General features: G+C 60.9%; 14 protein-coding genes and 1 tRNA gene. 7 read left to right on the forward strand and 8 right to left on the reverse strand.

Going from position 1 to position 15,058, the window contains the following annotated elements; translation table 11 throughout:
- Positions 1–100: 100 nt before the first annotated feature.
- From I2D41_RS05345 to I2D41_RS05355, 3 genes are all read right to left on the reverse strand, one after another.
- Positions 101–1,402 (reverse strand): ATP-binding protein, encoded by a 1,302-nt coding sequence (locus I2D41_RS05345; protein ID WP_195363797.1) that lies wholly within the window; start codon positions 1,400–1,402, stop codon positions 101–103.
- A gap of 474 nt (positions 1,403–1,876) precedes the next feature.
- Positions 1,877–1,961: transfer RNA gene (locus I2D41_RS05350), tRNA-Leu, on the reverse strand.
- Between the two features lie 31 nt (positions 1,962–1,992).
- Entirely contained in the window at positions 1,993–2,616 is a 624-nt protein-coding gene (locus I2D41_RS05355) for a hypothetical protein (protein WP_195363798.1), read from the reverse strand.
- A 163-nt stretch (positions 2,617–2,779) separates the two neighbouring features.
- Here I2D41_RS05355 and I2D41_RS05360 point away from each other — a divergent pair, with 163 nt between their 5' ends.
- Positions 2,780–3,067: a PTS sugar transporter subunit IIB gene (locus tag I2D41_RS05360; protein WP_006235903.1), complete on the forward strand. Its 288-nt coding sequence runs from the start codon at positions 2,780–2,782 to the stop codon at positions 3,065–3,067.
- 11 nt (positions 3,068–3,078) lie between these two features.
- Positions 3,079–3,453: a VOC family protein gene (locus I2D41_RS05365; RefSeq protein WP_055310391.1), complete on the forward strand. Its 375-nt coding sequence runs from the start codon at positions 3,079–3,081 to the stop codon at positions 3,451–3,453.
- A 75-nt stretch (positions 3,454–3,528) separates the two neighbouring features.
- On the opposite strand, the gene I2D41_RS05370 is transcribed toward I2D41_RS05365, so the two are convergent.
- Genes I2D41_RS05370 through I2D41_RS05380 form a run of 3 tightly spaced genes read right to left on the reverse strand, consistent with a single transcriptional unit; the run spans position 3,529 to position 6,148 of the window.
- Positions 3,529–4,824: a sensor histidine kinase gene (locus tag I2D41_RS05370; protein ID WP_195363799.1), complete on the reverse strand. Its 1,296-nt coding sequence runs from the start codon at positions 4,822–4,824 to the stop codon at positions 3,529–3,531.
- Positions 4,808–5,587, reverse strand: coding sequence for a response regulator transcription factor (locus I2D41_RS05375; protein ID WP_195363800.1), 780 nt, complete (start codon positions 5,585–5,587; stop codon positions 4,808–4,810). The genes I2D41_RS05370 and I2D41_RS05375 overlap by 17 nt, the downstream gene beginning before the upstream one ends.
- Positions 5,588–5,605: 18 nt before the next feature.
- Positions 5,606–6,148, reverse strand: coding sequence for a UBA domain-containing protein (locus I2D41_RS05380; RefSeq protein ID WP_022093856.1), 543 nt, complete (start codon positions 6,146–6,148; stop codon positions 5,606–5,608).
- Between the two features lie 549 nt (positions 6,149–6,697).
- Between I2D41_RS05380 and I2D41_RS05385 the strand changes: the two genes are divergently transcribed.
- Together I2D41_RS05385 and I2D41_RS05390 are read left to right on the forward strand one after the other, a co-directional pair.
- Positions 6,698–6,937, forward strand: a complete 240-nt coding sequence (locus I2D41_RS05385; RefSeq protein ID WP_117564911.1) for a hypothetical protein — start codon at positions 6,698–6,700, stop codon at positions 6,935–6,937.
- Between the two features lie 85 nt (positions 6,938–7,022).
- Positions 7,023–7,748 carry a metallophosphoesterase gene (locus I2D41_RS05390; protein WP_195363801.1) on the forward strand — a complete coding sequence of 242 codons (726 nt, stop codon included), beginning with the start codon at positions 7,023–7,025 and terminating at the stop codon, positions 7,746–7,748.
- A 17-nt stretch (positions 7,749–7,765) separates the two neighbouring features.
- Here I2D41_RS05390 and gluQRS read toward each other — a convergent pair whose 3' ends face one another.
- Positions 7,766–8,884: a tRNA glutamyl-Q(34) synthetase GluQRS gene (gene gluQRS / locus I2D41_RS05395; protein ID WP_267471606.1), complete on the reverse strand. Its 1,119-nt coding sequence runs from the start codon at positions 8,882–8,884 to the stop codon at positions 7,766–7,768.
- A gap of 395 nt (positions 8,885–9,279) precedes the next feature.
- On the opposite strand from gluQRS, the gene I2D41_RS05400 reads away from it, so the two are divergent.
- Positions 9,280–11,226 (forward strand): DUF2207 domain-containing protein, encoded by a 1,947-nt coding sequence (locus I2D41_RS05400; RefSeq protein ID WP_195363802.1) that lies wholly within the window; start codon positions 9,280–9,282, stop codon positions 11,224–11,226.
- Positions 11,227–11,636: 410 nt separating this feature from the next.
- Here the strand turns inward: I2D41_RS05400 and I2D41_RS05405 are convergent, their stop codons facing one another.
- Positions 11,637–12,278, reverse strand: a complete 642-nt coding sequence (locus tag I2D41_RS05405; RefSeq protein ID WP_022093848.1) for a GNAT family N-acetyltransferase — start codon at positions 12,276–12,278, stop codon at positions 11,637–11,639.
- A 277-nt stretch (positions 12,279–12,555) separates the two neighbouring features.
- Here I2D41_RS05405 and purH point away from each other — a divergent pair, with 277 nt between their 5' ends.
- Together purH and I2D41_RS05415 are read left to right on the forward strand one after the other, a co-directional pair.
- Entirely contained in the window at positions 12,556–14,163 is a 1,608-nt protein-coding gene (gene purH, locus I2D41_RS05410) for a bifunctional phosphoribosylaminoimidazolecarboxamide formyltransferase/IMP cyclohydrolase (protein ID WP_195363803.1), read from the forward strand.
- A 105-nt stretch (positions 14,164–14,268) separates the two neighbouring features.
- Complete coding sequence (locus I2D41_RS05415; protein WP_229042176.1) at positions 14,269–14,976, forward strand: hypothetical protein; 708 nt, start codon at positions 14,269–14,271, stop codon at positions 14,974–14,976.
- The last annotated feature ends 82 nt before the right edge of the window (positions 14,977–15,058 follow it).

Here is a 15,058-nt window from a genome sequence, read left to right on the forward strand (position 1 = left end):
CGGTCTTTCATGCAGCAGGGGCTCTCAATGTTTTTATGTCCTGCTCATATCGTCTCTGCCGGCACCTGGGGACAGTCCTTGCGGGGCGTCCCTACAGCGCCTATGCCAGCTTGTCGATTTGCCCAATCTCCCAAAGCGGAATATTGACGAGCATGCCCTCGTCTCTATATGCCGCTAGGGAGGTCCTCACGCAACGCTCGAGTTTGAATTTTTCGCAGGCTATTTTCAGACTCTTCGCTTTAAGGTTCTCTGCCGCCTTGACCTCAAGCGGAAGCACGGTTCCCGCATGGTCGATGGCAAAGTCGGTTTCGGCATTGCCAGAGGTAGAGGACCAATACGCGGGATTTTTGCCTTGCAGCAAGAGTTCCTGCGCGACGTATTGCTCGGTGAGCGAGCCCTTAAATTCAGTGAAAACAGCGGGCCCGTTAAGGACGATGGCAGGTGGGAGGTTGGAGAGCGCTCCGAGGATACCGGTGTCAATGCAAAACAGCTTGAAGCCCGAGAGGTCCTCGTAGCTCGAGAGCGGTGCCCTGAGGGCGGAAACGCGCGGCACCTTATGAATGATTCCGTAATCCATGAGCCACTGGAGACTCTCTTCGAAATCGCGTGCGCGCGCCCCGGGGCGAAGGGCTCCGTAGACGAACTTTTTGTTTTCCTTTGCAAGCTGGCCGGGCAGGGATTTCCAAACCAACCTCATGCGCTCGACAATGCGGGCGGGTGCATGTTTGCCAAAATCGGATTCGTAAGCCTCGATGATTTGCTGCTGAAGCCTACGGGCTTCGATGAAGTCGCGTGTCTCGGTGAAAGCGGAGACAACTTCGGGCATACCACCGACAACAAAGTATTCCTTAAGCAGGTGCTCGAGCTTTTCGGTAACGTTTGCCAGAAGGTTCATGTCTGCGGCAAGGATAGCGTCGGCGAGCGGGTTGCCGTCGACGGCACGAACGAACTCAGCAAACCCCATGGGACGCATGGTGAGCTGGTCGATTTTACCGACGGGAAATGACTCGTTTTCGCGTCGAAGTGCGAGGCCCATATAGGAACCGGCAGCCACGATGTGGTATTCGGGTGCAAGCTCGTTGAAGTACTTGAGCGAGGTGATGCCGCGTGGCGCCTCCTGGATCTCGTCGAAAACGATGAGCGTGTCCGCCGGCGTTACGGTTTGGCCGCGCAAGAGTTCTATCTGAGAGATGATACGCTTGGGGTCGAGGTCCCCATCGAACAGCGAGCGTGCGCTCGGCTCGAGCATAAAGTCAAAACGAATGACGTTTTGATATTGCTGGCTTGCGAATTCGTTAAGAAGCCAAGTCTTACCTGTCTGGCGGGCCCCCTTAAGCAAGAGAGGTTTGCGATTCGCCCTTGATTTCCAAGCGATAAGTTCACTCATAAGCTGTCGCTGCATATTGCCTCCCAACCCTTTCGGATAGTATAAGGCCATATGCGCATTTCCCTTGAAAAATGTGCGAGACAACCACGTCTTTCCATCGAAAAATGTGTAAGACAACCACGTTTTTCCATCGAAAAATGTGGGAGTATCAACCTAAGTTGCGGTGAAATAGTTCCTAAATAGGCTGGTAAACAGCATAAACAAGAACTATTTCACCGCAACTTAGAGCCCCACCGGCGTTCAAAAGAAACGAGCCCGCATCCCTTGGGGACACGGGCTCGAAAGCTCCATATGGTAGGGGCGGTGGGACGTCCGCGCATTTGCTGCGCAAATACGCACCGGCTTCGGCCGCCTGTCGGCGCCCTCGCCGGCTCGCTACGGACGCTGCGCGTCCGCTTAACGCTCGCCCCCTCGCGGGTTCGAGTCTCACCGGCATCTAAAAGAAGCGAGCCCGCATCCCTGGGGAACACGGGCTCGCAAGCAATCGCATGGTAGGGGCGGTGGGACTCGAACCCACAATCCTTGCGGCGAGAGATTTTAAGTCTCCTGCGTATGCCAATTCCGCCACGCCCCCGTGAGACTAGAAGTCTAGCACAAGCCGTCCGTTACGCGTTGACGGCCATCGAGTGTTGGCCCGACTTCTCCAGGAACTCCTGGAACTTGGCTTCGTCGCCCTTGTTCTGGTACTGCAGGGCCAGCAGGTACTCCAAGCGGCAGCGCTTGACCTTGTCGTCACCGGCATCCTTGAGCATGCGCTCCAGCTCGGGAATGTCGTTGTGGCGCTTGAGGATCATCGTGTCGTACATCAGCTGACACTCGTGCGCGACTGCCTCGGCCTGACCGCCCTCAAAGCCCTTGATCTCGTGCAGCAGCTCTTTGGACTTTTTACGGTCCTCCTGGCCAACGTAGTAGTTAAAGGCCTTGATCACCAGGTCGACGCGCTGCATCTTGGGGAGGTTGAGCCCCAGCAGCAGGTCGAACATCTCGCTGGCACGCTCGTGGTCCTCGCGCAGCAGATAGGAGTTCAGACGCAGGTAGTCGCGGTTGTAGCGCGGGTACAGCATGCTGGTGAGTTTGCCGTCGAGCAAACGATCGAACTCGTCCCACTGCTTGGCGGCCATAAGCTGCTGCAGGCGCTTGAACGTTGTGCGTTTTTTGACGCTAAAGAACACCGACACGGCGATGCAGATGATAACGACGGCGGTCCAGAGTGTGCGGGAATCGGGCATATTAGGGTCCTTAGTCGCTCATAAAGCGAGCGGTATGACAACACGTACTAGATGTATTATACGCAGCGCGCAAGCAAACTGGCATAAAAGCTCATCGAGGCCGAGTGCCATCGCTCGCTGCGGTACACTTACCTAAAGTAAACCATGAAGGGAGACATTACCTATGAAGAAGATCGTTTTGGCTTGCGGTGCTGGCGCTGCTACTTCCACGCTCGTTGCCCAGAAGGTCGCTACCCTGCTCGACGCCAACGGTTATGCCGACAAGTACGAGATCGTGCAGTGCGCCATCTCCGAGGCCAAGGATTACTGCGACGAGGGCGCTGACCTGCTGATCGCCACCACCGTTGCCCCCGAGGGCCTCACCTGCCCGTACGTGAGTGGCGTGCCCTTCATGACCGGCATGAACCGCGTTGCCGCCGAGAAGGCCGTTCTCGACGTCATGGCTCAGTAGGCGCTGACTGCATGAGTGAGCAGAACGCCAACCCGGTAGAGCTCTTTGGTATGCGCGTTGCCCATGTGGGCATTAACGCCACCGACCCGGCAGACGCCCTGGAGATCGCGGAGCTGTTCTCGACGATGATGGGCCTGCCCGTCATCGAGACCCCGGTTTCGTACTTCAACGATTCGCTGGTCGAGATCATGAAGCAGAACGGTCGTGGCACCAAGGGCCACATCGGCTTTGCCGTTAACGACATCGATGCGGCCGAGAAGTGGTTTGCCGAGCGCGGGCTCGAGGTCAACGAAGAGTCGCGCGCACTGCTGCCCGACGGTGGTACCAAGCTCGTGTACTTTAAGCGCGAGTTCGCCGGTTTCGCCGTGCACCTGTGCCGCGAGTAGCGCACAAGCTGCCATAGCTGGCAAAAAGGGATAGGGCCGCGTGGCCCTATCCCTTTATTTATGTCGAGGGGTTTCCTACCGCGGCAGGCGAATCGTAAAGCGGCTGCCGACGCCCTCGACCGAGGTCACGCCGATGACGCCGCCGTGGCTGTCGACGATCCACTTGGCGATAGCGAGCCCCAGGCCCGAACCCTGCGCGCCGGCATCGCGCGCGTTGTCGGCACGGTAGAACCGCTCGAACGCGTGAGCTGCGGATTCCTGGTTCATGCCGATGCCTTCGTCCTCAACGCTTATGTCGATCGTGCCCGCGCCCGCATCTGGCGCTACGCCAAACGAGATGGGCGTGCCCGCGTCCGAATACTTGGCGGCGTTTTGCACGATCACGCGAAGAGCCTGCTTCACGAGCGCCACGTCGACGGGCGCGGCGCAGCGCGGGTCGCTGACAAGCGCAGCGTCAAAGGCCAGCCGATACGTGTGCGCGGCATCGATCATCTGCGATTCTTCGCATACCTCGCTGACCAGTGCAGCCAAGTTGGTATGCGCGCGCCGCAGGACCGTGCGCCCGGCATCGCCGCGCGCCAAAAACAGCAGCTGCTCCACAAGCTCTTGCATGTGCTCGCTTTCGGCTTTAAGGGACGCGATGGATTCCGCCAGCACGTCCGGGTCGTCCTTACCCCAGCGGTCGAGCATGTTCACGTAGCCCTGAATCACCGCGATGGGCGTGCGTAGCTCGTGGCTTGCATCGTTGACAAAGCGCATCTGCTGCAGCTTTGCCTCTTGCATCTGGCGCAGCAGGCGGTTGAGCGCGACCTCGATGCTTGCCAGGTCGGCGTCGCCGGTGGTGACGCTCGGCGAGTCGACGCTTGCGCGCTCGATGGCCTGCTCCAGTGTCTCCATTTTGCCGCCGGCGAGTTGCATGCGGCCGAGTTCGTCCACGCGCAGTGCCAAGTCGTTGAGCGGTGCCATGGTACGGCGCACACGGCGGGCACCGCCGAGCATGTTGAGCACGCTGATGACCTGCCAACCCACAACGACAAGGTAGAGAGGCCATAGCGTGACGAGGTCCTGCGCGAGGGGGAAAGTCTTGGTGGTACGCGCGAGCTCGACGGTATAGGTGAGCGTTGTCAGGTCCCAGCCGCGCGCGGGCGTCAGCGTCATGCCGCGAACGGTGGCGCTGGGGATCCATCCTGCGGTAAACGCGCCGTTGGGCAGCGTCTGGTTGTATCCATAGACGAGGATCGCCGCCACAATCACTACTAGCAGCAGGTCGAGCCAAACGTAGCTCATCAGGCGGCGCCACATATAGCTCCAGTTGATGGCGCGGGCGATGGAGGTGACGCGCTTGGCCTCGGCGTTACGCGCGGCAGACATAGCCCACCCCGCGCACGGTCTGGATGATGCGGGCGCCGCCGGCGTCCTCGATCTTGGCGCGTAGATGCGCGATGTGCACGTCGACGTTGTTGGTGTCGCCCATGTATTCGTAGCCCAGCGCTTCGTGCGCGATGCGTTCGCGCGTGAGCACGGTCTCGGCATGCGCCATAAGCAGGGCGAGGACATCGAACTCGCGGGCCGTGAGCGCAATGGGCGAGCCGCCGACCGTGACTTCGCGGCGGTCGGGATCGAGCACAACCGATCCCACGGTGAGTGCGGCGGGGGAGGGCGAGGCGGATGCCTGGGTCGAGCCGCTGACCGGGGGCATCGCGACGGCGCCGACGTCCGCGCCGCCCGCCATGCCCGCCTCAACGCCACCAACGCCCGAAGCCGCCCGCACGGCCTCCGAGCGCTTCAGCGCCACGCGGATCCGTGCGAACAGCTCCTCGATCGCAAACGGCTTGGTCAAGTAATCGTCGGCGCCGGCATCGAGCCCGGCCACCTTGTCCATCACGGCGTCGCGCGCGGTGACCATGATCACCGGCACATCCTTGTGCTTGCGTACGCGCCGCAGCACCTCCATGCCGTTGAGCTGCGGCAACAGCACGTCGAGCAGAATCAAATCGTAGTCGCGCTCCAGTGCCAGGTCCACGGCGGTGCGGCCGTCGGCGGCATGTTCCACCTGGTAGCCCTCGTGCTCCAGCTCGAGCGTCACAAAGCGGGCGATTTTCTCCTCGTCCTCTACGATCAGGATCCGTGCCATGCGTGCCCCCGTCTGTGATTACTTGTCGTCGTTCAGATTTTGCTTGATGTCGTCCGCGGCATCGGCAGCGTGATTCATAAGGTTGTTGATGCTGCCGGGCACGTCGCCGTCGCTGTCGATGCGGTAGCGCATGCCAAAGAACAGGCCAATCAGCATCAGCCATATCGTGGCGCCCCAGGCAAACAGCGCGACGATGGGGATCAGGATGGGAATGTTGAGGATGATCGCATCGCGCCGCGTGGCGATAAACTTGGTGTCCAGACTCAGGCGGAAGAGCTTTTTGAGGTACTCCCACACGCTGTCCATCTTCTTGGAGAAGTCGGTCTTTTCGCTCGACTTTTCGTAGGCGGCTTGCGCGGCGACCATCTCGGCCGAGGGCTCGTCGACCGGCGCGGACTCGGTGGCGGCGTGTGCCGACGTGGTCTGTGTCTTGCCCTGCGACTCGAGCCAAATGATGGCATCCAGAACGTTGCCGTCGGCGGCGTCGAGCGCGGCTTTGGCATCGGTGTAGCTCACGTTGCACTTGGTGCGGATGGTTTCAACTTTTTCGAGGTCGTCCATGACCTGTCCTTTCGTTCGATGGGCGCGACGCCGGGCGATTTGCCCGGGCGCGAGCGTTGCGTTCGGCGGCCTGCGTTGCGCGGCGCCGCCCCGCCCTTGGTCGAACTCTATAGTGCAGGTTATAGATTAAGCGATTCTTGAGCCAAGATTAATGTTGGATGAGTTTTTGGGTGTGTATAGAGGGGTCATTATTAGTGGCCCGCGGCGAGGTCTAATACTTTTCCCGAGAAGTGAACGAGCAAAATCGGACCCCCGAAGCATTGACACTTTGAGGGCGCCGTTCTCTGCGGTTTTGATGCCAGAATCCTGCGTTTATGCCGTTGAAAAATGCGGATGCTCCAGGGGTCCAAAAACAGACGCTCACTTCGCGGAAAAAGTAATAGAGCCCGATAGCGGGGGATGGGGTACCGATGCAAAACGGCGTCAAGGGTTGGTCGAGCAGGCGGTTTCTCCATTGATGTCCGCACGATATGTGACACTTACCCTGCCGCCATGCTCCGTCGCGGCGGCATGCATCTGAAAAACGACCCTCTAAGGAGTTCGATATTGATGAGTGGCAACACCAAGCACCTTGCAAAGAAGTGCGTCAAGGACGCAGGGCCGTGTCTTGTGCTGTGCGCGGCCGGCGTGGCGGTCGCGCTGCTGGCTGTTCTGGGACCATTTGACGTGCTCCGAAGTGCCAGTTCTCTGCATGTTTGCATGGCCCTTGCCGGTGCCATGATGACCAGCGGCGTGCTCGATCTGGTTTTTTGGGTGCTTGACCCGTTTGGATGGAAGAGCGAGGGGTAGGTCCTAAAGGATGGAAGGGCTGGAACGGTTGGCTTAGTGATCGTGCAGAATGTGGGCTAGCGACTTACAGGGAAGTGGTGATCCGATGACGGTCTATGTGACGGGCGATATTCACGGCGGCCTCGACATGCAAAAGCTGCGCGATTGGGATCTTGGGGAAAGCCTGACGAGCGACGACTATCTCATCATTGCCGGCGACTTTGGCTTTCCGTGGGATTTCTCTGCCGAGGAGTGCGCCGACATCGCTTGGCTGGAGTCGCGCCCCTATACCGTGCTGTTCGTCGACGGCAACCACGAACGTTTCGACCACTGGGCGGAGCGACCCATGGAGTTGTGGCACGGCGGACTGACACAGCGCCTGTCGGACACCTCGCCCATACGGCGCCTGACGCGCGGCGAGGTTTTTGAACTCGACGGCTCAACGGTCTTTATCATGGGCGGCGCCACGAGCGTGGACAAGGAATACCGCATTCCGTATTCCAGCTGGTGGCCGCAGGAGTTGCCGGACGAGCGCAACTTTGAGGAGGCACGGACGAAGCTCGACAGCGTGGGCTGGAAGGTCGACTACGTGGTCACCCACACCTGCTCTACGCGCATGCTTTCGCCCACGCTCTATCCGGCGCCCGGCTGGAATTGCCCCGCCGTCGATCGACTTACGGCATTTTTTGACGAGTTGGAAGACCGCTTGGACTACAAGCGCTGGTACTACGGGCATTTTCATCGGGATGCCAACCCGACCGAGCGCCATACCGTGCTCTACGACTGCATCGTTCGCCTGGGCGACGAACTCCAGCCTTGGGATGTTGCGTAGGGGTGGGGCGTATTTGGCTACTCGGCCGTTACAGCGATGTTCTCTCGGTGCGCGCGGATAACATCCCAGCTAAAGTGCTCGACCAGCCGCTCGGCAGAGCGCGGCGTGGTGTCCGGCGCGATGCCCGTTTGCCCGGCGAGCCAGCCCAGCAGCGCTTCGGGCGTGCCAAAGCGGGCGCGGAGTTCGCCCAGGTCCAGATCGCGGTCTCGTTTGGAAAGGCGGCGGCCGTCCGGTGCCATGAGCAGCGGAATATGTGCGTAGTGCGGCGTGGGCAGTCCCAACAGGTGCTGCAGATAGATCTGGCGCGGTGTGGACCCCAGCAGGTCGCATCCGCGCACGACCTCGGTGACGCCCATGGCAGCGTCGTCGACCACCACGGCTAGCTGATAGGCAAACACGCCGTCGCTGCGGCGCACCAAAAAGTCGCCGCACTCGGTGGCGAGTGCTTCGCATTGGGCGCCGTACGTGCGATCCACAAATTCGATCACGTCGTCTGCGAGGTCGTCGACGGTGGGCACGCGCAGACGTGTGGCCGGGGCGCGCAGGGCGCTGCGGCGGGCCACCTCCTCGGCCGAAAGACTTCGGCAGGCGCCACGGTAGATGGGCGTGCCGTCGCTCGCGTGCGGTGCACTCGCGGCGTGGAGCTCGGCGCGTGTGCAAAAGCAGGGATAGGTGAGGCCGGCGTCTTTCAGCCGGCGCAAGGCGCTCTCGTACAGGTCTAGGCGGTCGTGCTGGTAGTAGGGGCCTTCGTCCCACTCCAGCCCCAGCCAGGCCAGGTCGTCAATCAATTGGGCGGCAAGTTCCGGGCGCTTGCAGCGATCGTCCAGGTCCTCAATGCGTAACACGATGCTGCCGCCCTGGCTGCGGGCCGAAAGCCATGCGCACAGGCAGCTGAACACGTTGCCCAGGTGCATACGGCCCGAGGGCGACGGGGCGAAGCGCCCCACGACGGGCGCGGGAGCGGCCGGCGTCGTTGGCGCGTCGGCGGCGGTTGTTGCTATGTTGCGTGCGTTGATGTCCATGCGGACGAGTATAGCGCGGGGCGCGGTGGGGGAGACGCTGCCGTGGCCTGCAAGTTGCTGAGGCCACACGTTGCGCGTGCCGGACCACCGGCTCGGCGCCTTAATCGTCGTCAATCAATCTAGCCTTCAAACGACAGAAACCCCGGCAGCTCTTCGCAACTGCCGGGGTTTCCGCGGAAAAGGGGGACATGATCCTCAAGCGGACGGCAAAGGGGCAAACCGTTTTCGCTCAACTGCTTTATGCCCCTCAACTGGCGGCTCAATCAGCGCATGCCGCGCCCACACAAAGCCGCTACACCTGTGATGGAGCTATGAAGTGGTATCTATTGCCGGAGCGGGCTATGCCAAGGAGTGTCCCAGATTGCCGGCAGATAAGGAACGTCCCCAGGTGCCGGCGGCGGGCGTGACTTTTGTCCCGTTTTGACGCTCCGCTGACCTAGATGTTCGTCACATGAACTCGCAAACGTGGGACAATGACGCTACTGGTACCACAGACAAAGGATGTGCCTATGAACGCCCCCGTTGCCCAGCCCTGTCGGCAGCGCCGCCTGTTTGCGCGATTCGCTTCCGTCTGCGCACTCGTCGCGCTTGCGTTGTTGCTGCTGCCTGCCGCCGCGCACGCCGACGGCTACTCCATGAGCCAAACCTATATCGGCGCCACGGTCGAGGCCGATGGCTCGCTGACCGTTGTCGAGGGACGCCAGTTCGATTTCGACGATGACATTAACGGCGTGTATTGGGATATCAATACAGGCTCTAACCAGCAAGGCGGCTCGGTGGTCGTCAATGTGCTGAGCGTCGAGGAAGACGACACTGCGTTTAACAAGGTCGACAGCGCAAACAAAGGCGACGACGGCGTTTACACGGTGGAGCAGTCCGACGACGGCGTAAAGATTAAGGTGTTCAGCCCTCACGAGAGCGGCGACAGCGCAATCTACTACGTGAGTTATTCCATGACCGGTGCGGTTATGAACTGGGCCGATACCGCCGAGCTCTACTGGAAATTCGTCGGCGACGGCTGGTCGGCGGATTCCGATGACGTCGAGATGGAAGTGTACTTCGCAAATGCCGCTGCCGGGACGGCTGCCGTCAAGGGCGATAACTTCCGCGCATGGGGCCACGGCCCGCTGACGGGCGACGTGTCGCTCGATGCGGACGAGCCCATGGTCACCTATACCATTCCCTGCGTGCATGAGGGCGAATTCGCCGAGGCACGCATCGCCTTCCCCAGCGACTGGGTGCCGCAGCTTGCCGTCTCGGGCGAAAAGCGCATGTCGACGATTCTGAGCGAAGAGAAGGAATGGGCCGACGAGGCCAACGCTCGCCGTGAGCACGCGCGTGCGGTTGCCGGCGCGATTGCCGTGGTGTGTGTTGTCGTGGCGGTTGCCTATACCGGTGTGATCGTGATGCTTAAGCTGCGCAGGCCCAAGCCCAAGCCGCTCTTCCAGGACGAGTACTTCCGCGATGTGCCCTCGGCCGACCATCCCGCGGTGCTTGCAGCTCTCATGAGCTGGAACGACGTGCCCGATCAGGCATATATCGCCACGCTTATGAAGCTCACCGACGACCGCGTGATCAAGCTGGAAGAAGCGACCGAGACCAAGAAGAAGGGTCTGCTCCGTCGCGAAAAAGAGGAGCAGACGTATCGCATCACAGTGACCGACGAGGCCTGGAAGGCTGCCAAGAAGGACGGCATCGATCGCGATGTGCTCAAGGTCTTCTTCGCCGGCGTTAAGCCCGATAAAGACGGCGTCCGTTCACGCACGTTTAGCGAGCTGGAGGAGTACGCTAGCGAGCGCACCACATCTGTTGGCGACAAGCTCGAGGACTATCAGAGCACGGTTAAGGGCAAGCTGGAGGCGCGCGAGTTTATCGCATCGGATGGCACTATCGCGATGGTGGCCGGCCTGGTTCTCGGCATCATCATTGTCTTTGGCATTCTGGGCTCTCTGATCTATACCGACTTTGCGGACGCCAACGTCGGCGCCGCTATGATCTCGATTCCCGTCACGATCGTGGGCTTTGTCCTGAGCTGCACCTTCCGCCGTTACACGCCGGAGGGCGCCGAGGTGGCGGCTCGCTGCAAGGCGCTCAAGCATTGGCTCGAGGACTTTACGCGCCTGAAGGAGGCTATCCCCAGCGACCTGATCTTGTGGAACAAACTGCTGGTGATGGGCGTTGCCCTGGGCGTTTCGAAAGAAGTGCTGCGACAGCTGGCCGAGGCCGTGCCTGCGGACCTGCGCAACAGCGACGATTTCTACGACAACTACCCCTGCTACTGGTGGTATTACCATCACTACGGCAACGAGTCTCCGCTCGATTCGTTCAACGATGTGTATCATGAGACCATCCGCGAGCTGGCTTCGAGTTCCGATAGCTCGAGCGGCGGCAGCGGCGGCGGCTTCTCTGGCGGCGGCGGTGGCGGCGTCGGCGGAGGCGGCGGCGGAACGTTCTAGCGAGCGCTTGCTTTGGGGTGGATCTTTCTGGGCGGTTGCCAGGGAAGATTCATCCCATTTTTGTGCATCGAAACGGGTCAAACTTTCCGCTGCGGATCTTCGCGCAAGGGGCAGTGGACAAAAAATGCCAAATATGAGTACTGTTGCTGCGTTGGTCACATATGTTTGCACATAATAATGGGCTCCTAATGAGAGTACTTCTCGTTAGGAGCCCATTTTATTGAACATTTGAGGAGCTACGTCAGCTCGTGCAGCTGGTCGTCATGCCTACAAGCATCAAAAATGCCCCAAGTTGCTGCTACTAAAAAGGTAGCAGTACTCATATTTGATGTTTTTTGACCACGGCTATCTACAAACCCCTAGGCCACTCATTGGGGACAGACTTAAATGACTAGGTGTGGCTGCCCGGGCTAGGCTGTTAGGTCGAGTTCGTAGAGGAAGCTTTCGCGCGGCATGTCGTGACGGCGCTCTTCGCGGTTGGCGCGGTGCGTGGCCGTGCGCTTAAAGCCATGCAGCTCGTAGAACTTCCACGAGCAGTTGGAGTCGGTGTACAGGTGCGCCCTCGTCGCCCCGCGCGAGGATAGGTACGAGACCGCGGCATCAAGCAACACCGAGCCAACGCCCAGGCCGTGGACATCGCGATCTACGGCAAGCAGCGTGACCTCGTTGTCGTGTGGCAACGGGCTGCTTTCGAGCAGGCGGTTGTTGGTTCGGATGGTTGCGCGCACAAACGAGAGATACTCGGCGCAGGCATCGGGCTCCAGCTCGCGCATTTGCGATAGCAGTGCGCGTTCGGTATCCAGCCAATGTTCCTTAACGGTGGCGCCGGAGCTCTGTCCCGCACGCGCGAGCGCAATGCCGCGCGCCTGACCGTCGATTACGGCAACCTGCGAAAACGTCGAAGACGAAAGGCAGTAGGCGAGGTCGCACGCGGCCTCGAGGCGGTTGTACTCATCGTTATCCGAATTGTTATGCCAAAGCTGCTGCAGAATCAACGCGATGGCGTCGAAGTCTTCGGTATCAAACGGTCGGTAGAGAACCCGCGAGACCATGGTGCCTCTTTCTTTTGCGGATGCATATCGAGCACAGTTCTACCACGCTATTGGCATCTAATTATGGTGCCCCTGTGTTCCATGAACTCACCGTGCCCGGTGCCGTGCCCATCCCCTCCGCTCGCAAACTTTTTCTGCATATGCGCCCGTTGCGGGGTGCATCGATGCGCTCGATGCGCTACATTGAATCAGTATTTTCAATGCCGCTGCGCGAGCGCTGCAGATCGACGTATCACCGGCTCACAGAGCACGGCGGCGTACCAGACAGGAGGACTGCATGGGATCTGATGTGAAGATCGCACGCGCGTTGATCTCGGTTACCGATAAGACGGGCGTCGTCGATTTCGCACGGACGCTGGTCGATGACTTTGGCGTCGAGATCATCTCTACGGGCGGCACGGCTCGTGCCATCGAGGACGCGGGCGTCCCCGTAACCCCCATCGAGGAGTTCACGGGCTATCCCGAGATGATGGACGGCCGCGTTAAGACCCTGCACCCCAAGGTTCACGGCGCGCTGCTGGCCCGCCGCGATTCCGAGCAGCACATGCAGGAGGCCGCTCAGCACGGCATTAAGCTGATCGACCTGGTCGTCGTCAACCTGTACGAGTTCGAGAAGACCGTCGCCAACCCCGAGGTCACCTTCGCGGACGCCATCGAGCACATCGACATCGGTGGCCCCTCCATGCTGCGCTCTGCCGCCAAGAACGCCGCGAGCGTTACCGTCATCTCCGACCCGGCCGACTATGATGCCGTCCTGGCCGAGATGCGCGAGACCGGTGGCTGCACCACGCTTTCCACCCGTCGTCGCCTGCAGGTGAAGGTCTACCAGACCACCGCCGCCTACGACACGGCTATCTCCCGTTGGCTCGCCGCCCAGGCAAGCGACGTGGCGGACACCTCTGCCAAGCTCGAGATCTCGCTGGAGAAGGTCGACGACCTGCGCTATGGCGAGAATCCTCAGCAGAAGGCCACGGTCTATCGCTTTGCCGAGGGCTGCGAGAATACCGCGAGCTCGCAGTTCCCGCTCGTGGGCTCCGAGCAGATCCAGGGCAAGCCGCTCAGCTACAACAACTATCTGGACGCTGACGCCGCCTGGAACCTGGTCCGCGAGTTCGACGAGCCGGCCTGCGTGATCCTCAAGCATCAGAACCCCTGCGGCTCTGCCGTTGCCGAGGACATCACGTCCGCCTACGACCGCGCCTTCGCCTGCGATCCCAAGAGCGCCTTCGGTGGCATCATCGCCTGCAACCGCGAGGTTCCCTATGAGCTGGTTGAGCACTTTGCCGACCAGAACAAGCAGTTCGTCGAGGTCATCATCGCCCCGAGCTACACCGACGATGCGTTCGAGCGCATGGCCAAGCGCCCCAATCTGCGCGTGCTGGCGACCGGCGGCGTGGACCACGGCGCCCAGGTGGAGCTGCGCTCCATCGACGGCGGCATGCTGGTGCAGGAGGTCGACCACGTGACCGAGGATCCCGCGACCTTTACGTTCCCCACCGACCGCAAGCCCACCGACGCCGAGATGGTAGAGCTCGAGTTTGCCTGGAAGGTCTGCAAGGGTGTCAAGTCCAACGCCATCCTGGTTTCCAAGGGCAAGGCCGGCATTGGCATGGGCCCTGGCCAGCCCAACCGCGTGGATTCCGCGCTGCTGGCCTGCGAGCGTGCCGAGGACTTCTGCGAGCGCGAGGGCGTGGAGAAGGGCGGCTTTGCCTGCGCAAGCGACGCGTTCTTCCCGTTCCGCGATAACGTGGACGTGCTTGCCGCGCACGGCGTGACCTGCATCATCCAGCCTGGCGGCTCCAAGCGCGACGACGAGAGCATCCAGGCCTGCAACGAGCACAATATTGCTATGGTGTTCACCGGAGCCAGGCATTTCCGCCACTAATTTCCACCCTGGGACAAAATAATCTCTGCAAAAGACGGCTGCTCCGTTTGGAGGGCCGTCTTTTTGGTATAAGAGGACGGAATGACTAACACGAAAGGTATAACCATGCCCCAGATTGATGATGCCGAGCTGTTTGGCAATGCCGAGGATCAGCGTGCGTACGAGGACTTTTGCGCCAATCAGGAGGCGGTCGAGAAGTTCACGCTCGACAAGCCCGCGCTTGTCTGCCGTTGGCGCATGTCCAACAAAAAGGTGCCCATGCTCAACCGCCACATCCGCGCACTGTCCGAGCGCCTGGTGCAGGGCGAGCCGCTTACCCATAACATGCTCAGCTGGGCCAAACAGCACGTTGAGTGGTCGCTTGCCGAGGGCGATTACACCGCACATGACGGCGTGCTCATGCTGGTGATCGACGTCAACGGCAACGCCGCCATGACGGTGGGGGAGTACGAGCCGCTCGCCGATACGTCGGCCAAGGCGCTGCGCGCCCGCTCCGCAGAGGCCCGCTCCGAGGCCGACGAAACCGGCGTGGCGCCCGAGCTGCTCGCCGCCGTCAACAACGGCGAGCTTGCCTTTGTGGCGCCGGCGGACGAGTGCCTGTGCGGCACGGCGACGCTCATCGAGCAGCTGGCCCAGACCAAGGGCATCCCGGTCACGCGCGTAGACATTCCCGCGCAGCTTAAGGGCGCGCTGTTCCTAGTGAGCGACGAGCACGGCGTGGTCCCCGCGACCGAGACAGATGCCGCCGAGGCCGACGCCGCCACGGTCGCCTTCTTCGCCGAAGGCTACGAAAAGCTCCGTGCCCGCCGCTAAATGATTTTTCTGGGACGGGGATTAAAGAAGGCTCTGTTAGACCAGGATTGACATACATGTGTCCCCACGGTGCCATATCGTT

The organism is Collinsella aerofaciens, from assembly GCF_015552075.1.
Lineage (GTDB): Bacteria > Actinomycetota > Coriobacteriia > Coriobacteriales > Coriobacteriaceae > Collinsella > Collinsella aerofaciens_Y.